The organism is Cryobacterium sp. HLT2-28, assembly GCF_004402495.1.
GTDB lineage: Bacteria > Actinomycetota > Actinomycetes > Actinomycetales > Microbacteriaceae > Cryobacterium > Cryobacterium mannosilyticum.
Map to the genome: position 1 here is coordinate 100289 of NZ_SOFH01000031.1, position 13494 is coordinate 113782.

A 13494-nucleotide genomic window follows, 5' to 3' on the forward strand; every position below is an offset into this window, starting at 1 on the left:
GCTAACGCTCCTAATTCGTACCCAGCGAGACGCGGGGCGTCACGACTGTGTGTCAAGCGAATGGAATCGAGCAATCGGCTAAGCTTGCCGAGTCGCTCTTGACCTGAGTTGGCACAGTGAATGGAATTGGAGACGACCGTGCGGGCACTCTTGACGGGCGGGAACGGCATGCTGGCCCGAAGTATCGCCTCGGCCTGGCGAGATCAGAGGGACTCTGAGGACCTCGTTGTCGTGACGCGAACCGAAGCGGACCTCACCAATGCTGCAGAGACTCGGGCAATGGTCGCCCGAATTCAGCCGGACATCATTCTTCACTGCGCTGCTCGCGTCGGCGGGATAGCGGCGAACATCGCCGATCCAACGACGTTTCTCATGGACAACCTCCTGATTGACTCGAGCATCCTCAAAGCGGCCGTCGACCTGGGTGTGCCCAAGCTCCTGTATTTCGGAAGCTCTTGCATGTATCCACGTGACTATCGCCAGCCGTTGGTTGAAACGGACCTGCTAGCGGCGCCATTGGAGCCGACGAACGAGGGCTATGCGCTCTCGAAGATCGTGGCGTCCAAGTACTGCGAGTACGTGTCGACCCAATTCGGTCTCGACTATCGAGTTGTCATCCCGTCGAATCTCTATGGTCCGGATGATGACTATTCGCTGGGTCAGGGTCATCTCGTCGCGGCAGCGATCGCAAAGGTACATGCAGCCAAGGAATCCGGAGCGTCCACGATCGGTGTCTGGGGTGACGGTACTGCGCGCCGCGAATTCACCTACGTCGGGGATCTGGCGGACTGGATCGTCACGAACGTCGATGACATCCATTCCTGGCCGACGATGATGAACGTTGGTTTCGGGAGTGACCATTCCGTTCTGGAGTACTACCAGGCGGCCATGACGGTGGTGGGCTACACCGGCGAACTGGAACTTGACACGACGAAACCTGCAGGCATGCACCAGAAATTGATGACCTCAGCGGTTGCTCACCAATTCGGTTGGCAACCCCACACCGAGCTGTTGGAAGGCATGGATCGCGCCTACCGGCGCTACCTGGAAACCCTGTCCTGACCTGATCGCTGGTGCGATCGAACCGTAGAGAGAGAATGACACAGAGCATGACAACCACGCGTTACCCCCTGGCCACCTCAACGTGGGATCAGGCCGAATACGACGCCCTGCAGCGTGTCATCGAGACCGGCCGCTTCACAATGGGTCCGGAAGTGAAAAATTTCGAACAGGAATTCGCGTCGTACTTCGGGTCCAAGTACGCGGTCATGGTCAACTCGGGAAGCAGCGCGAACCTCATCGCGATCGCTGCGGCCGTGGCAAACCCGAACATCGATCTGAATCCAGGAGACGAGGTCATCGTTCCGGCGGTCTCCTGGGCCACGACCTACTTCCCGATCCACCAGTTGGGACTCACCCTCCGATTCGTCGACATTGACGTTGACACACTGAACATCGACCCCCAGCTTGTCGTGGATGCCATCGGCCCAACCACAAAGGCAGTATTTGCCGTCAATCTGTTGGGCAATCCGGCAGACCTCGAGACTCTGGCCGCGATCTGCACCGAACACGGCCTCGTTCTCATCGAGGACAACTGCGAGTCTCTCGGGTCACGAATCGGCTCACGGTATACGGGAACTTTTGGTCTTGCCGGAACCTTCAGTTCCTTCTTCTCCCACCACATCTCAACGATGGAGGGTGGGCTGATTGTCACCGACGACGACTACATGTATCAGGCGATGGTGTCGCTGCGCGCCCACGGCTGGACTCGAGACCTGCCGGCTGACAACCTGATTTTCCCCAAGACCGGGGTCGCCTTCGAAGACCATTTCCGTTTCGTCCTGCCGGGCTACAACGTACGCCCCTTGGAAATGTCGGGTGCACTCGGACGCGAACAGCTCAAGAAGGTCCCAGGACTGGTCTCCGGGCGTCAGCAGAACGCAGCACTGTTCGCTGAGCGCTTCGCCGGCCGCACTGATTTGAGGATTCAGAAGGTAGCCGCGGAGAGCAGCTGGTTTGGGTTCTCGCTTGTGCTGGAAGGCCGCCTCGCCGGTAGGCGCGCTCAGCTTGTCGACGCGTTGACGGCTGCGGGCATCGATTCTCGGCCCATCGTCGCCGGAAATTTCGCGCGAAACCCGGTCATGTCCCAGCTGCGCGCTGTGGTCCCGGCGGAGCTTCCTGCCGCGGATAAAATCCATGAGGATGGCCTGTTCGTCGGAAATCACCACTACCCCATTCCAAGTGAGCTGGACCTGCTGTTGGATACCATCGAGCTTCTCGACTAGCTGATACGCCGCAATGGAACCAAGCGACGACGGCAACCGAACCCGACCGAGGTCAATAGCCAGCGTGGCCGTCGCAACGGTTTTGGTTGCCGGCGGTGGCTACATTGTGCTTGTGTTGGTCGCCCGAGTTCTCGGGCCCGAACGATACCTCGACTTTTCCGTCTTCTGGGCTGCGCTGTATCTCGGAGTCGGCGGGATTTTCGGTGTGCAGCAGGAAACGACCAGAAGCGTCAAGACCGGGCTGCTGGTCTCGGGCGCTGACGGATCCAGGCACGGGGCGAATGCGGTATGGTCCGGGTTGGCCGTTGGCGCTGTCGTGGCCGTGCTCGTCGCTGCGAGCTCACCGTTCTGGGCCAGCCAGGTCTTCGGCGCCGCCGGGTGGCAATACGTGGCCCTGGTCGTTCTCGGGATTCTCCTGTACTCGGGTCATGCAGCAACGGTGGGCGCACTCGCGGGGGAGAACTCCTGGTCGTACTATTCCTACCTGATAGTTGCTGAATCCATCGCTCGACTTTGCCTCGTCGGTGCCGCTGCGGCTCTCGCCTCGTCAGTCCTGGGCTTCGCAGTCGCCTCGACCCTTGCGATGGCGACCTGGCTGGTGTTTTTGCTCGCGAAACCTTTCCGGCGAGCGTCCGGAAGACGGCTCGACGCCGGTTTCGCCACATCCGTCAGTCGAACTTTGCAATCGGTCGTGGCCTCGACCGCAAGTGCGATCATCGTCACGGGCTTCCCGCTCCTACTCGCAATCTTCGTGCGCGGTGAGGATCCTGACGACCTGGCGCGGATAATCCTGGTGGTGACGCTCACCCGCGCGCCGATCCTGGTTCCACTCAACGCCTTCCTCGGAATGATCGTTTCGTCATTCGTTGACCGACGCGACCAGACGATTCGCACCGTCCTGCGCCCGATGCTGTGGGTGTTCGTGCTCTCGCTGGTGCTCGGGATTGTCGCCGTGCTCATCGGTCGACAACTGCTGATCTTCATCTTCGGGCCGGCATACAGCATGGATGCTCTCTTCATCGGAGGCGCGACCGTCGCGGCAGGCTTTGTCGGAGTGATCAGCATCAGCGGTGCGGCGGCGTTAGCGCGTGGGCATCACCGCGCGTACACCGGGGGATGGCTGCTGGCAGCTCTCGTGACATCCGTCATGCTCTTCCTGCCGATCGACATCACCGAGCGTGTGCTGCTGGCGCTCCTGATCGGACCGGTTGTCGGAACGATGGTCCATGTCTGGTCTCTGGCCCGTGGCCGACGACGGCGTCTGTGATCATTCAATAGGCCGTTCGGTACTATTGAAATGACCAGCACTCGAGAACACCTCTTCCTCAACGGAAGATGAATGAAAACGGTATCTACTCAACTTATGAATGAGACAAAGAAGCGCGCGCTAATTACCGGTATTACTGGCCAGGATGGAAGTTACCTTGCCGAACTCCTGCTGTCCAAGGGATACGAGGTGCACGGCCTCATCCGCAGGGCATCGACTTTCAACACCGCACGCATCGACCACCTGTTCTCTGACCCGCACGTTGAGGGCAACAAACTGATCCTGCACTACGGCGACCTGACTGACGGGTCACGGTTGGTGACGCTGTTGGGGGCGATTCGGCCCGACGAGGTGTACAACCTGGCGGCGCAATCGCACGTGCGGGTGAGCTTCGACGAGCCGGAATACACGGGCGACACCACGGGCCTCGGCACGGTGCGGCTGCTCGAAGCCGTGCGGGTTACCGGGCTGGATTGCAGGTTCTACCAGGCGAGCAGTTCAGAGATGTTCGGGGCTACTCCGCCGCCGCAGAACGAACAGACACCGTTCTACCCTCGCTCGCCTTACGGCGTGGCCAAGGTCTACTCGTACTGGATCACGAAGAACTACCGGGAGGCCTACGGGCTTTTCGCAGTCAACGGAATCCTCTTCAATCACGAGTCTCCCCGTCGCGGCGAGACCTTTGTCACGCGCAAGATCACGCGTGCGGTCGCCCGAATCGCGGCCGGTCTGGAGACCGAGCTGTACATGGGAAACCTCGATTCGGTCCGGGACTGGGGATACGCGCCCGAGTATGTCGAAGCGATGTGGCTTATGCTGCAGCACGACGAGCCCCTGGACTACGTTGTCGCCACGGGTGCTGCCTACACAGTTCGCGACTTCCTCGAACTCTCCTTCGCGCACGTGGGTCTCGAGTGGGAGAAGTACGTCAAGTTCGACGAACGGTACCTGCGACCCACTGAAGTGGACGCGCTGGTCGGCGATCCGACGCTGGCGCGCACGAAACTGAACTGGGTCCCCCAGATCAAGACCCCCGAACTCGCCCAAATCATGGTCGACAATGATGTCCGCGCGCTGGCTGCCGGTGGCGGCGTCTGGGTCGACAAGGTCGTCCGACATGCTTGATGCTGTACTCGTCGTTCTTCCGACTCTCGGGCGGCGAATGGAGTCCCTACGGGACGCACTGGAGAGCGTCGCGGCGCAACGGGCCGAAGTCAATCTTCGCCTGGTCGTCGTCCTTCCCGTGGTCGCGACCGAGGCGCGGTCTCTCGCGGTGACATTTGGCGCAGACCTCGTCGACGATCCCAAACGCGGGCTGGCCGCTGCGATGAATGCCGGCGTAGCGGCTCGGGCCGGCGAAACCTTCTACGTTGGTCTTGGCGACGACGATCTTCTTCGCCCTCATGGAATCAAGACACTCATCGGACTCGCCTCCCGGCGAGAAAACACAGTCGTGGCATATGGGGCGTGCGACTACATCGACGGTGAGTCACGGGTCATCGGCACAAACCGAGTTGGCAAGTTGGCGTCGATAGTGCTGGCATGGGGCCCGAACCTGATTCCGCATCCCGGGGCGTTGATCAATCTAGAGGCTCTGGAAAAGGTCGGGGGGTTCGCCGAGGACAGGCCGTATACGATGGATCTTGACGCGTTCTTGCGCCTGAAGCGCATCGGTCGGTTCGTGAGCACGAGAGAGTCGGTGTCCGCGTTCCGCTGGCATGCCGACTCGCTGACCGTCGCAGATCGAAAGACCTCGGCGAGGGAGGCACTCGACGTGAAGCGAAACAACCTAACGGGGCCCGCACGAGGAATCTCGCTCATCTGGTTATGGCCAATCGCGCTGGCGACACTGGCAGCGGGGGAGATTGTCTCCTGGCGAGCACGCAGGCTCTCCCGCGAGTCTCACACCGGTGCCGCCGGATGAACAATCTGGACACCTGGCTGGTCGTTCCGCTCTACAACGAGGCGACCGTCATTCAGCAGGTGATTGCTGACGCAATCCAGGTCTTTCCGAAGATCGTGTGTGTCGATGATGGCAGCACCGACAACTCGGCGAGCCTGGCCGAATCGGCAGGAGCCTACGTGGTTCGTCACCCCATTAATCTGGGCCAAGGCGCCGCGCTTCAGACGGGATTCGACTATGTGCTGAGCGACGTCGCCACTGAGTATGTCGTGACGTTCGATTCAGACGGCCAGCACCAGGTAGCTGACGCCTCGGCCATGGTTGCACGGCTACGGGATGAAGACGTCGATGTCGTTCTCGGGTCGCGCTTCCTGGACACGCGTACGAATGCCAGTCGCCTCAAGCGGGCAGTGTTGAAGCTTGCAGTGATCTTCACCAACTTCACGACCGGGGTCAAACTGTCGGATGCCCACAACGGGCTGCGTGCGTTTCGTGCTTCGGCGCTAAAATCTGTCCGACTTCGCCAGAACCGGATGGCGCACGCTTCCGAACTCATCGCCCAGATCGGCCGGGCGAAAATGAGGTATGCAGAAGAACCGGTACACATCGTCTACACCGACTACTCCCGTTCGAAGGGCCAATCGCTCTGGAACTCGGTAAACATCCTTGTTGAACTGATCCTGAAGTAGGTGCTGAAGAATGGATAGTCAACTCCTAATCAAACTGGTGTTGCTGGCTGGCCTCGCAGTCGTCGCTCTGTTGGTTGTCTGGCCTGGACGTGGCGCTCGCCGCATGGCCCTGCGACGCATTTCGCTGCTTCTTCTCGTGGTGTGTGCAGCCGTGGCCGTTGTCTTCCCGCAACTTGCGAACGATGTCGCACGACTTTTCGGGGTCGGCCGCGGAGCTGACCTGCTCCTATACGGCCTTGTGGTTGCCTTTGTCGGCTATGTCATCGCAACCCGAGCGCATCACTCCCGGGTCGATCTCCAAGTGACAGAGTTGGCCCGGGCACAGGCGTTGGGTGCGGCGGTCCACGCGGGGTCGAGGCACCGATGACGACACTCGTCACGGGAGGTACCGGGTACATCGGTTCCCATGTGGTCAGGCTTCTTGTCGAGCGAGGTGGAGACACGGTCGTCGTTGACGACGTCGTGACGGGAGACGCGCGGAGAATCGGCGACGTGCCGTTAGTGCGGGCAGACCTCGGGAATTCTGAATCCGTCGAAACTCTCGTGGACGTCATCAAGCGATACAACGTGGATGACGTGGTGCATTTCGCTGCCCGAAAGCAGGTCGCGGAGTCTGTTGAACGACCGTCGTGGTACTACTCACAAAACGTGGGATCCCTTGCGAACGTGCTTCTCGCAGTGGAAAAGTGCAACATTTCTCGAGTGGTCTTCTCCTCCTCTGCCGCTGTCTATGGCAATGCCGGCTCAGAAAGTCTCACCGAGCGTTCGCCGACTGAGCCGATCAATCCCTACGGGATGACGAAGCTCATCGGCGAGCGAATGCTCGCAGATGCGGCCGCGGCGCACGGGCTCGGGGCCGTCTCGTTGAGATACTTCAACGTGGCTGGTGCAGGCTGGCCCGACCTGGGAGATCGCGCGATCCTCAACCTTGTGCCGATGGTCTTTGAGCGTTTGGATGCGGACGAGCCCCCGCTCATCTTCGGCGATGACTACGACACACCCGATGGAACATGTGTGCGTGACTTCGTACACGTCCGGGATCTCGCCGATGCGCATGTGGCGGTTTTGGACGCGCTGCAGAAGGGAACGGTTCGCTCACCGGTCTTCAACGTAGGAACGGGCGGAGGCACGAGCGTCAGACAGATCATTGAGACCGCCCTTCGCGTGTCCGGATCTCAGCAAAGTGCGGTCGTGAGGGGACGCAGGCCGGGTGACCCCAGTTCCGTCATCGCCGATACGCGCTTGATCGAAAACGAGCTGGGCTGGACCCACAAACTGGGGATCGAGGCGATAGTCGCTTCGGCCTGGCAATCGTGGGTGGCCAACAGGTAGTTGGGTAGGATTTGGTGTCTTGTGCATGGGGGAACATCAGGTTGAACGAAGTGCCCATTCTGGATCTATCCACAACTGAGGGGTGCGTGCCGTGAGCGAAACAAGAGGTCCGTGGGATGCGCGGAAACCCACCCGCTCCGGCTCCGCGTATCCGGCCCGCGCGTCGTCTGAAAACCGGACACGGTCTGCATTCTGGACAGCGTTCGCACTGATGGCGATGTTGGCCACACTGTGGTCGCTGGCGAGTCCGATCTTCTCCGTCCCCGACGAGAACGCTCATGCGGTCAAGGCCATCGCGCAGGTGCGCGGGGACTTGACCGGGCACGCCGTTGAGGGCGTCAAGCACTCCGTGGTGGACTTGCCGGCAGGCTATTCCTACAGCCAGCAGATTGTCTGCTACATCTTCCACTCCGAGATCCCCGCCGACTGTGGTTTCGAACTGGGGGACACGGGTGGCAACAGCTGGTTCAATACCTGGGTGAGCGCCTACAACCCGATCTACTACTACCTTGTCGGCTGGCCCACCCTCTTCCTGGACGGATCAGCCGGCATCTACGCCATGCGGATCGTCAGCGGCTTGCTGTGCTCGTTCTTCGTCGCCTGGGCTTTCCAGTCTGCGATGTCGGTGCGACGTGCCCGCTGGATGCCCTTCGGGCTGACATTCTTGGCCGCACCCATGGTCGTCTACCTATTCGGATCGGTAAATCCCAACGGGATCGAAATCGCGGCCGCCGGTGCCCTCTGGATTTCTCTGCTGCGACTGTTGCAACACCTTGACGGGCGGGATTCGGGCGTCGTTTCGTCGCTGCCGCGCCGCTACCTGTGGATGGTGGTGACGACGTCGGCGATTGTGCTGGCCACGGCCAGGGCCACTGGTCCGCTGTGGCTTGTTGTCGTGGTCGGACTGTGTTTCGTGGCGGCTGGGTGGGTGCCGGTGAGACGGATGTTCACGACGAAGGCGTCCTATCTTTGGCTGGCCCTCGTGGCGGTCGGCGGCGTATTTTCTCTCGGCTGGACACTGGGCGGCGGCAGCCTGTCCGGCCAGGCGGGCGCATCGGACGCGCCCCTCGTCGGTGGATCGTTCTACCAGGGGTTCACCTACATGTTCCGCATGCTGCCGGATCACTTGCAGCAGGCCATCGGGTTCTTCGGCTGGTTCGACATGCCCCTCTCCATCTACACCTACTGGCCGTTCGTGGCGGCCGTCACCATCCTCGTGGTGCTGGCAATCGCCGGCCTCGACCGCCGCAGCGTCTTGACCATGGGCGCGGTGGCGGGCGCGGCTGTGCTGGTCCCGGCTCTCGTGCAGGCGTACAGCGTGCACCAGACCGGGATCATCTGGCAGGGGCGGTACGGGCTGTTCCTCTACGTGGGAGTCACGCTGGTGGCCGCGTGGCTCCTGTCCGGGCCGTCGGGGCGGCGCGTCGCGTTCATGGGCACCCGACTGAGCGGTGTCGGCATCAGCCTCGTGGCGGCTTATGGCCTGGCGGCGTTCTTCTTCGTGTTGTGGCGGTACGTCGTTGGCACGGACCAGCCGTTCAGCGCCATGTGGCGCCAGCCTTCCTGGGAGCCTCCGTTGGGCGCGATGACGCTGGTCGCTCTCTATTTCCTCACGTCCCTCGTCTTCGTGCTGTGGACGGTGCGGCTCGCCGCGCGGTCCGCCCGAGCCGAGGACTCGGCTGAGGCCGAGGCCAGTGGTGCGGCGACGCCTCCTGCGACCGAGACGATCCATGCCTGAACCTCGGGTCGCGATCGCGTACGACTGCCTGTTTCCCCTCAACGCCGGCGGCGGAGAGCGGGTCTACCGCCGCCTCGCGGAGCTCTTCGTGCAGCGGGGCAGCACCGTCGACTATGTGACCCGCCGGCAGTGGGCGACGGATGCCCCTCCCGCCTCGTTCGGGATCGTGCCGGTCTGGCAGGGCGAGATTTACGATGCCGGCGGCACCCGCACCCCCCGAAGCGCGGTCGCCTTCGCCTGGGCGCTGTTTCGCCATTTTCTCCGCCGGCGCGGCCGCTACGACCTCGTGGTGGTGAGCACCCTGCCGGTGCTCAACCTGTTCGCGGTGCGACTGGCCCTGCTCGGCAGCGGTGCCTTCGTGGTCGCCGACTGGCTCGAGGTCTGGCCGTGGCAGAAGTGGCGGGAGTACGCCGGCGCGCTGCCCGGGGCGATCGCGTTTCTGCTGCAGTGGCTGGGCATCCGTCTCGCCCACCTGCACACCGTCAACAGCGACTTCACCGGGGCGCGGCTGCGGCGGTATCGACGGCGCGCGAAACCGGTGACGCTCGGGCTCGTCGATCTCGTCGATCTCGTCGAACTCAGCGGTGACGAACCCGGCGCCGGCACGGACCGCCCGGGCGACCCCTACCTGGTCTTCATCGGCCGTCACATCGCCGACAAGCGACTGATCGACCTGATCCCGGCCCTGGGCGAAGCCCGCGCGGTGCTTCCCGCACTGCGCGCCGTCATCGTCGGTGACGGGCCTGAGACGGCGGCGGTGGCGGCCACGGTGACCGAGCTCGGTCTGGATTCCGCGGTCGAGCTTCGTGGCCGGGTCGGCGAGGAGGAGCTGCGGGAGCTCATCCAGGGCGCGCGCGTGCTGGTCAACCCGTCGGCTCGGGAGGGCTTCGGCTTGGTCGTCGTGGAGGCTGCCGCGTTCGCCACGCCGAGCGTGGTGGTGGCCGGCCCCGACAACGCCGCCGCGGAACTGGTCGCCGACGGCGTCAACGGCTACGTCGCCGCCACTATGGGGCCCGCCGACCTCGGCGCGGCGATCGTGAGGGCCGTGCAGGCCGGCGAGCCCCTGCGCGCGAGCACGAGGGCGTGGTTCGAGAAGGAGCGGGTCAGCCGCGGGCTCAGCGGCTCGATCGACGAGATCCTCAAGCGCTACCGCTCGGCCAGGGCCCGCTGAAGCGATGCCACGGTGCCCTGGGCGGTCGTTGCCCAGGAGAACGTGGAGGCCCGGTCGCGGCCCAGGCCCGACCTGCGGGCCAGCTCGGCCGGATCGTCGAGCAGCTCGCTGATCGTTGCGGCCAGGGCTGCGGCGTCGTGCGGCGACACGTAGACGGCTGCGTCCCCGGCGACCTCGTGCAGCACGGGAAGGTCGGCGCAGACGACGGGGCAGCCGCGGGACATCGCCTCCAGCACCGGCAGTCCGAAGCCTTCGAACAGGGTCGGGAACACGATCAGGCTCGACTCGGCGTAGAGCCGGTCGAGCTCGTCGGGGTGCAGCCAGCCGCGCAGGGACACCCACGGTTCCAGGCCGAGCCTGGCCACGACCGGGGCGAGCGGGTCGTCGCCGTGGCTTCCGGTGACGACGAGGTGCGGCCGGGCTCCCTCGGGGATCAGGGCGAGGGCCTCCAGCAGCAGCGGGAAGTTCTTGTGCGGCATCCGGTTGCCCACGGCCAGCAGCTGGCGGGGCAGCCGGGGGAGCTGTGTCGGGTTCGCTTCCTGGTCCTGGCCGGCCAGGGGCACCACGTCGACGCGTGACGCCGGAATGCGCAGGTAGCGCACGATGTCGCTCCGCGAAGCGGCACTGACGGTGAGGATGCGCTGGGCGCCGCGGGCGGCGAGCCGGATCATCGTGCGCAGCACCCGGGAGTACGCGCCGGGCACATACTCCGGATGCCGGAACGGCAGCAGGTCGTGCACAGTGAGCACGACTGGAACCGGCGACCACGCCGGGCCGAGGTTCGCCGGGCAGTGGATCAGGTCGGCGCGAAGGCGACGGGCGAACCGGGCGACGCCGAACAGCTCGCCGCGGGCCCAGGCGATGCGGTTCTCCCCGCTGATGCCCGAGTCGACGATTTCGCCGGGGAACCAGCCGGTGTCGCCGGCGGCCAGCTCACGCGACGCGAGGCCGATGAATTCGAGGCCGTCGGCGCCCGGTTCGATCCGGCTGTAGACCTCGCGCACGTAGGACTCCATCCCGCCTTTGCGGCCGGTGAAGAACAGCAGGTCGACCAGAACCCGGCTCATCGAGCGGCCACGGCGAGCTGCTCGGCGGCCCGCACGCGCCGGCGCCGGGCGAGTTCGTAGACCACGGCCGAGGCCAGCTCGGCGAGGAGCAGGCCGAGGAACACGGCCGGCAGGCTGTGCAGCCAGAGGCCGACCGCGGCAAGGGCGAACGCCATCGCCGAGACGACCGCGCGCAACCCGGTGAGCAGGCGCACCTCGCCCATCCGTCGCAGCGCGGCGAACGGGATCGTCGTCGGGAGCGACGCGCCCCTCCAGCAGCAAGCGAGCACGAGCGGCAGGATAGCTGCCGAACGCGTCCAGACGCCGCCGAAGATGAAGCCGAGCACGCCGGTGCGTTCGAGGACCACGAGAACGACGACGGCGGCGAGCACGGCGCCGGCCGAGACGACGATGTCCAATTGGGAATGCGCCTTCAACAGGCGCAGGCGCATGAAGTTCAGGGGGATCGCGAGCAGCCCGGAGACCGTGGCGATCGCGGTGAACAGCACCGCGTCTCCCGGGCCGAGCAGGGCCAGGATCATGGTGTTCAGGAGCGGGTAGATCACTCCGGTGATCGCGGTGTCGGCGACCACCCAGCCCATCACGGCCGGCTCCGGCCGACTCGCCTTGTGCGCCACCGGGAGGCAGCGGAGGAGCGTCGCCGCGGCGATGCCCGCGACGAGCGGGATGAGCGCCCAGTTCTGGCCGGTGAACGCGGCCACGACGCCGCCGAGCGCGCCGAGACCGACCATGACGGATGCCCAGATCTCCCGCACGTCGAGACGTTCGGCCACCGACACGCCCCGCCCCACCTCGAGGGCGGCGATCAGCAGCGGAAGTCCCACGCACAGCACGACGGGGTTGGTCGGGTTGAGGGCGATAACCAGGGCGGCGACGAGGGCGAGTCCGGCCAGCCAGAGCGGGAAGACCACCCGGCGTTCTGTGGCGGCCGAACTCAACCGCGACTCGAGCACGACCGCGAAGGTGAGTTGGCCGGCGAAGGTGGCGACCATCACGGCCACGGCGATGACGCCCTGCTCCGGGCGGCTGAACAGCCGGGACGAGATGGCGACCGTGGCCGCGGGGATGACGGCCAGGGAGACCCCGCCGAGCAGGGTGATCAGGCTCAGCGTCGCCCGGCGGAGCCGCAACGGGGAGGGCAGGTACGCGGTCACCGGGTCACCGCGGTGAACGACAGCTGGTCGTTCAGGGTGCGCCCGAGCATCCCCTCGAGCCGACCGAGAAAAACCCACCAGCCGTCGGCCAGGGCGTTCGTGCCGCGGTGGCGCAGCCCGAAGAAAAGCCCTCCGCCGAGGAATGCGAACCGCCACCAGAGCGGATAGCGCCACCGGGTCACCAGTCGGCCGAGCCCGCGGCCATAACTGCGCAGCTTGCGGCGACGCTCGGCGACGGTGAGGCCGCTCGGGTCGGAGATGCCGCCGACGAAGACGTCGGCGGGCAGCCAGGCGAAGTCGATATACGGCTCCGCCCGGAGGAGTTTGAGCAGCAGGTCGGTCGCCTCGCCGGCCTGCCACGGCGTGGGGGCGCCGGTGCCGATCTCCGGGTCGAAGCCGCCGAGCTCGTCGAACAGGCTGCGCCGGATGAGGAGGCCCATTTCGATGACGGTCCACGCGGTGTGCCGGTCCAGGGCGGTGCCGGGCGCGGGCAGCACGAACTTCGGGCCGTTCTCGTCGACGACGGTGAGCGCTCCCGCCCGGAAGCCGTCGGGGAGGCTGCGAAGCCGGTCCAGGGTGTGAGGGGGAAACCAGGTCGTGTCGTTCGGGAAATTGAGCAGCAGGTCCGGGCCGACGGGCAGGGCCGCGACGCCGGCGTTGCGGCCGCGGGAGGCCCCGGGCGGGGAGGTGACGACCGTGATGGACAGGCCGGCCGACCGGTGGGAGGCGGCCAGGGCCTCGACCTCGGCAAGGTTTCGCTGGGCGACGATGACGAGGTGATCATCCGCGCTCAGCTGGTCCGAAAGTGACTCGAGGAGACGCCGCAGGCTCTCGACACGGCCGAGAGTTGACACCACGAGTCCAAGGTTCACAAATCACATTCTGTAC

General features: G+C 64.6%; 13 protein-coding genes. 10 read left to right on the forward strand and 3 right to left on the reverse strand.

The window, feature by feature from the left end:
* Positions 1–120 precede the first annotated feature (120 nt).
* The 10 genes from E3O48_RS16915 (at position 121) to E3O48_RS16960 (ending at position 10385) form a co-directional block, all read left to right on the forward strand.
* Positions 121–1062, forward strand: coding sequence for an NAD-dependent epimerase/dehydratase family protein (locus E3O48_RS16915; RefSeq protein WP_134540832.1), 942 nt, complete (start codon positions 121–123; stop codon positions 1060–1062).
* A gap of 47 nt (positions 1063–1109) precedes the next feature.
* Entirely contained in the window at positions 1110–2285 is a 1176-nt protein-coding gene (locus tag E3O48_RS16920) for a DegT/DnrJ/EryC1/StrS aminotransferase family protein (RefSeq protein WP_134540835.1), read from the forward strand.
* Positions 2286–2349: 64 nt separating this feature from the next.
* Positions 2350–3552 carry a hypothetical protein gene (locus E3O48_RS16925; RefSeq protein WP_134540838.1) on the forward strand — a complete coding sequence of 401 codons (1203 nt, stop codon included), beginning with the start codon at positions 2350–2352 and terminating at the stop codon, positions 3550–3552.
* Between the two features lie 96 nt (positions 3553–3648).
* The gene (gmd, locus tag E3O48_RS16930; protein ID WP_134540841.1) at positions 3649–4677 is read left to right on the forward strand and encodes a GDP-mannose 4,6-dehydratase; all 1029 of its coding nucleotides are present in this window, start codon (positions 3649–3651) and stop codon (positions 4675–4677) included.
* A complete protein-coding gene (locus tag E3O48_RS16935; protein ID WP_166788741.1) occupies positions 4670–5476 on the forward strand; it encodes a glycosyltransferase in 807 nt (268 codons plus the stop codon). Before gmd ends, E3O48_RS16935 begins: the two co-directional genes overlap by 8 nt.
* Positions 5473–6144: a glycosyltransferase family 2 protein gene (locus E3O48_RS16940; protein ID WP_134540847.1), complete on the forward strand. Its 672-nt coding sequence runs from the start codon at positions 5473–5475 to the stop codon at positions 6142–6144. The genes E3O48_RS16935 and E3O48_RS16940 overlap by 4 nt, the downstream gene beginning before the upstream one ends.
* A 10-nt stretch (positions 6145–6154) precedes the next feature.
* Positions 6155–6511 carry a DUF2304 domain-containing protein gene (locus E3O48_RS18425; protein WP_134540850.1) on the forward strand — a complete coding sequence of 119 codons (357 nt, stop codon included), beginning with the start codon at positions 6155–6157 and terminating at the stop codon, positions 6509–6511.
* The gene (gene galE / locus E3O48_RS16950; protein WP_134540852.1) at positions 6508–7476 is read left to right on the forward strand and encodes a UDP-glucose 4-epimerase GalE; all 969 of its coding nucleotides are present in this window, start codon (positions 6508–6510) and stop codon (positions 7474–7476) included. The genes E3O48_RS18425 and galE overlap by 4 nt, the downstream gene beginning before the upstream one ends.
* A gap of 211 nt (positions 7477–7687) precedes the next feature.
* Complete coding sequence (locus tag E3O48_RS16955; protein ID WP_134540854.1) at positions 7688–9214, forward strand: DUF2142 domain-containing protein; 1527 nt, start codon at positions 7688–7690, stop codon at positions 9212–9214.
* Positions 9207–10385, forward strand: coding sequence for a glycosyltransferase family 4 protein (locus tag E3O48_RS16960; RefSeq protein WP_134540857.1), 1179 nt, complete (start codon positions 9207–9209; stop codon positions 10383–10385). The genes E3O48_RS16955 and E3O48_RS16960 overlap by 8 nt, the downstream gene beginning before the upstream one ends.
* On the opposite strand, the gene E3O48_RS16965 is transcribed toward E3O48_RS16960, so the two are convergent.
* Genes E3O48_RS16965 through E3O48_RS16975 form a run of 3 tightly spaced genes read right to left on the reverse strand, consistent with a single transcriptional unit; the run spans position 10361 to position 13478 of the window.
* Positions 10361–11452 (reverse strand): glycosyltransferase family 1 protein, encoded by a 1092-nt coding sequence (locus tag E3O48_RS16965; protein WP_134540860.1) that lies wholly within the window; start codon positions 11450–11452, stop codon positions 10361–10363. The genes E3O48_RS16960 and E3O48_RS16965 overlap by 25 nt on opposite strands.
* On the reverse strand, positions 11449–12606 hold the full coding sequence (locus tag E3O48_RS16970) for a hypothetical protein (protein ID WP_134540863.1): 1158 nt from the start codon (positions 12604–12606) through the stop codon (positions 11449–11451). The genes E3O48_RS16965 and E3O48_RS16970 overlap by 4 nt, the downstream gene beginning before the upstream one ends.
* Positions 12603–13478, reverse strand: a complete 876-nt coding sequence (locus E3O48_RS16975) for a glycosyltransferase family 2 protein (RefSeq protein ID WP_134540866.1) — start codon at positions 13476–13478, stop codon at positions 12603–12605. The genes E3O48_RS16970 and E3O48_RS16975 overlap by 4 nt, the downstream gene beginning before the upstream one ends.
* Positions 13479–13494 lie beyond the last annotated feature (16 nt).

Bases quoted from the DNA above. Each gene is read 5' to 3' on its own strand.
- E3O48_RS16915 (WP_134540832.1), top strand. From the start codon at position 121: ATGGAATTGGAGACGACCGTGCGGGCACTCTTGACGGGCGGGAACGGC.
- E3O48_RS16920 (WP_134540835.1), top strand. From the start codon at position 1,110: ATGACAACCACGCGTTACCCCCTGGCCACCTCAACGTGGGATCAGGCC.
- gmd (WP_134540841.1), top strand. From the start codon at position 3,649: ATGAATGAGACAAAGAAGCGCGCGCTAATTACCGGTATTACTGGCCAG.
- E3O48_RS16935 (WP_166788741.1), top strand. From the start codon at position 4,670: ATGCTTGATGCTGTACTCGTCGTTCTTCCGACTCTCGGGCGGCGAATG.
- E3O48_RS16940 (WP_134540847.1), top strand. From the start codon at position 5,473: ATGAACAATCTGGACACCTGGCTGGTCGTTCCGCTCTACAACGAGGCG.
- E3O48_RS18425 (WP_134540850.1), top strand. From the start codon at position 6,155: ATGGATAGTCAACTCCTAATCAAACTGGTGTTGCTGGCTGGCCTCGCA.
- galE (WP_134540852.1), top strand. From the start codon at position 6,508: ATGACGACACTCGTCACGGGAGGTACCGGGTACATCGGTTCCCATGTG.
- E3O48_RS16955 (WP_134540854.1), top strand. From the start codon at position 7,688: ATGGCGATGTTGGCCACACTGTGGTCGCTGGCGAGTCCGATCTTCTCC.
- E3O48_RS16960 (WP_134540857.1), top strand. From the start codon at position 9,207: ATGCCTGAACCTCGGGTCGCGATCGCGTACGACTGCCTGTTTCCCCTC.
- E3O48_RS16965 (WP_134540860.1), bottom strand. From the start codon at position 11,452: ATGAGCCGGGTTCTGGTCGACCTGCTGTTCTTCACCGGCCGCAAAGGC.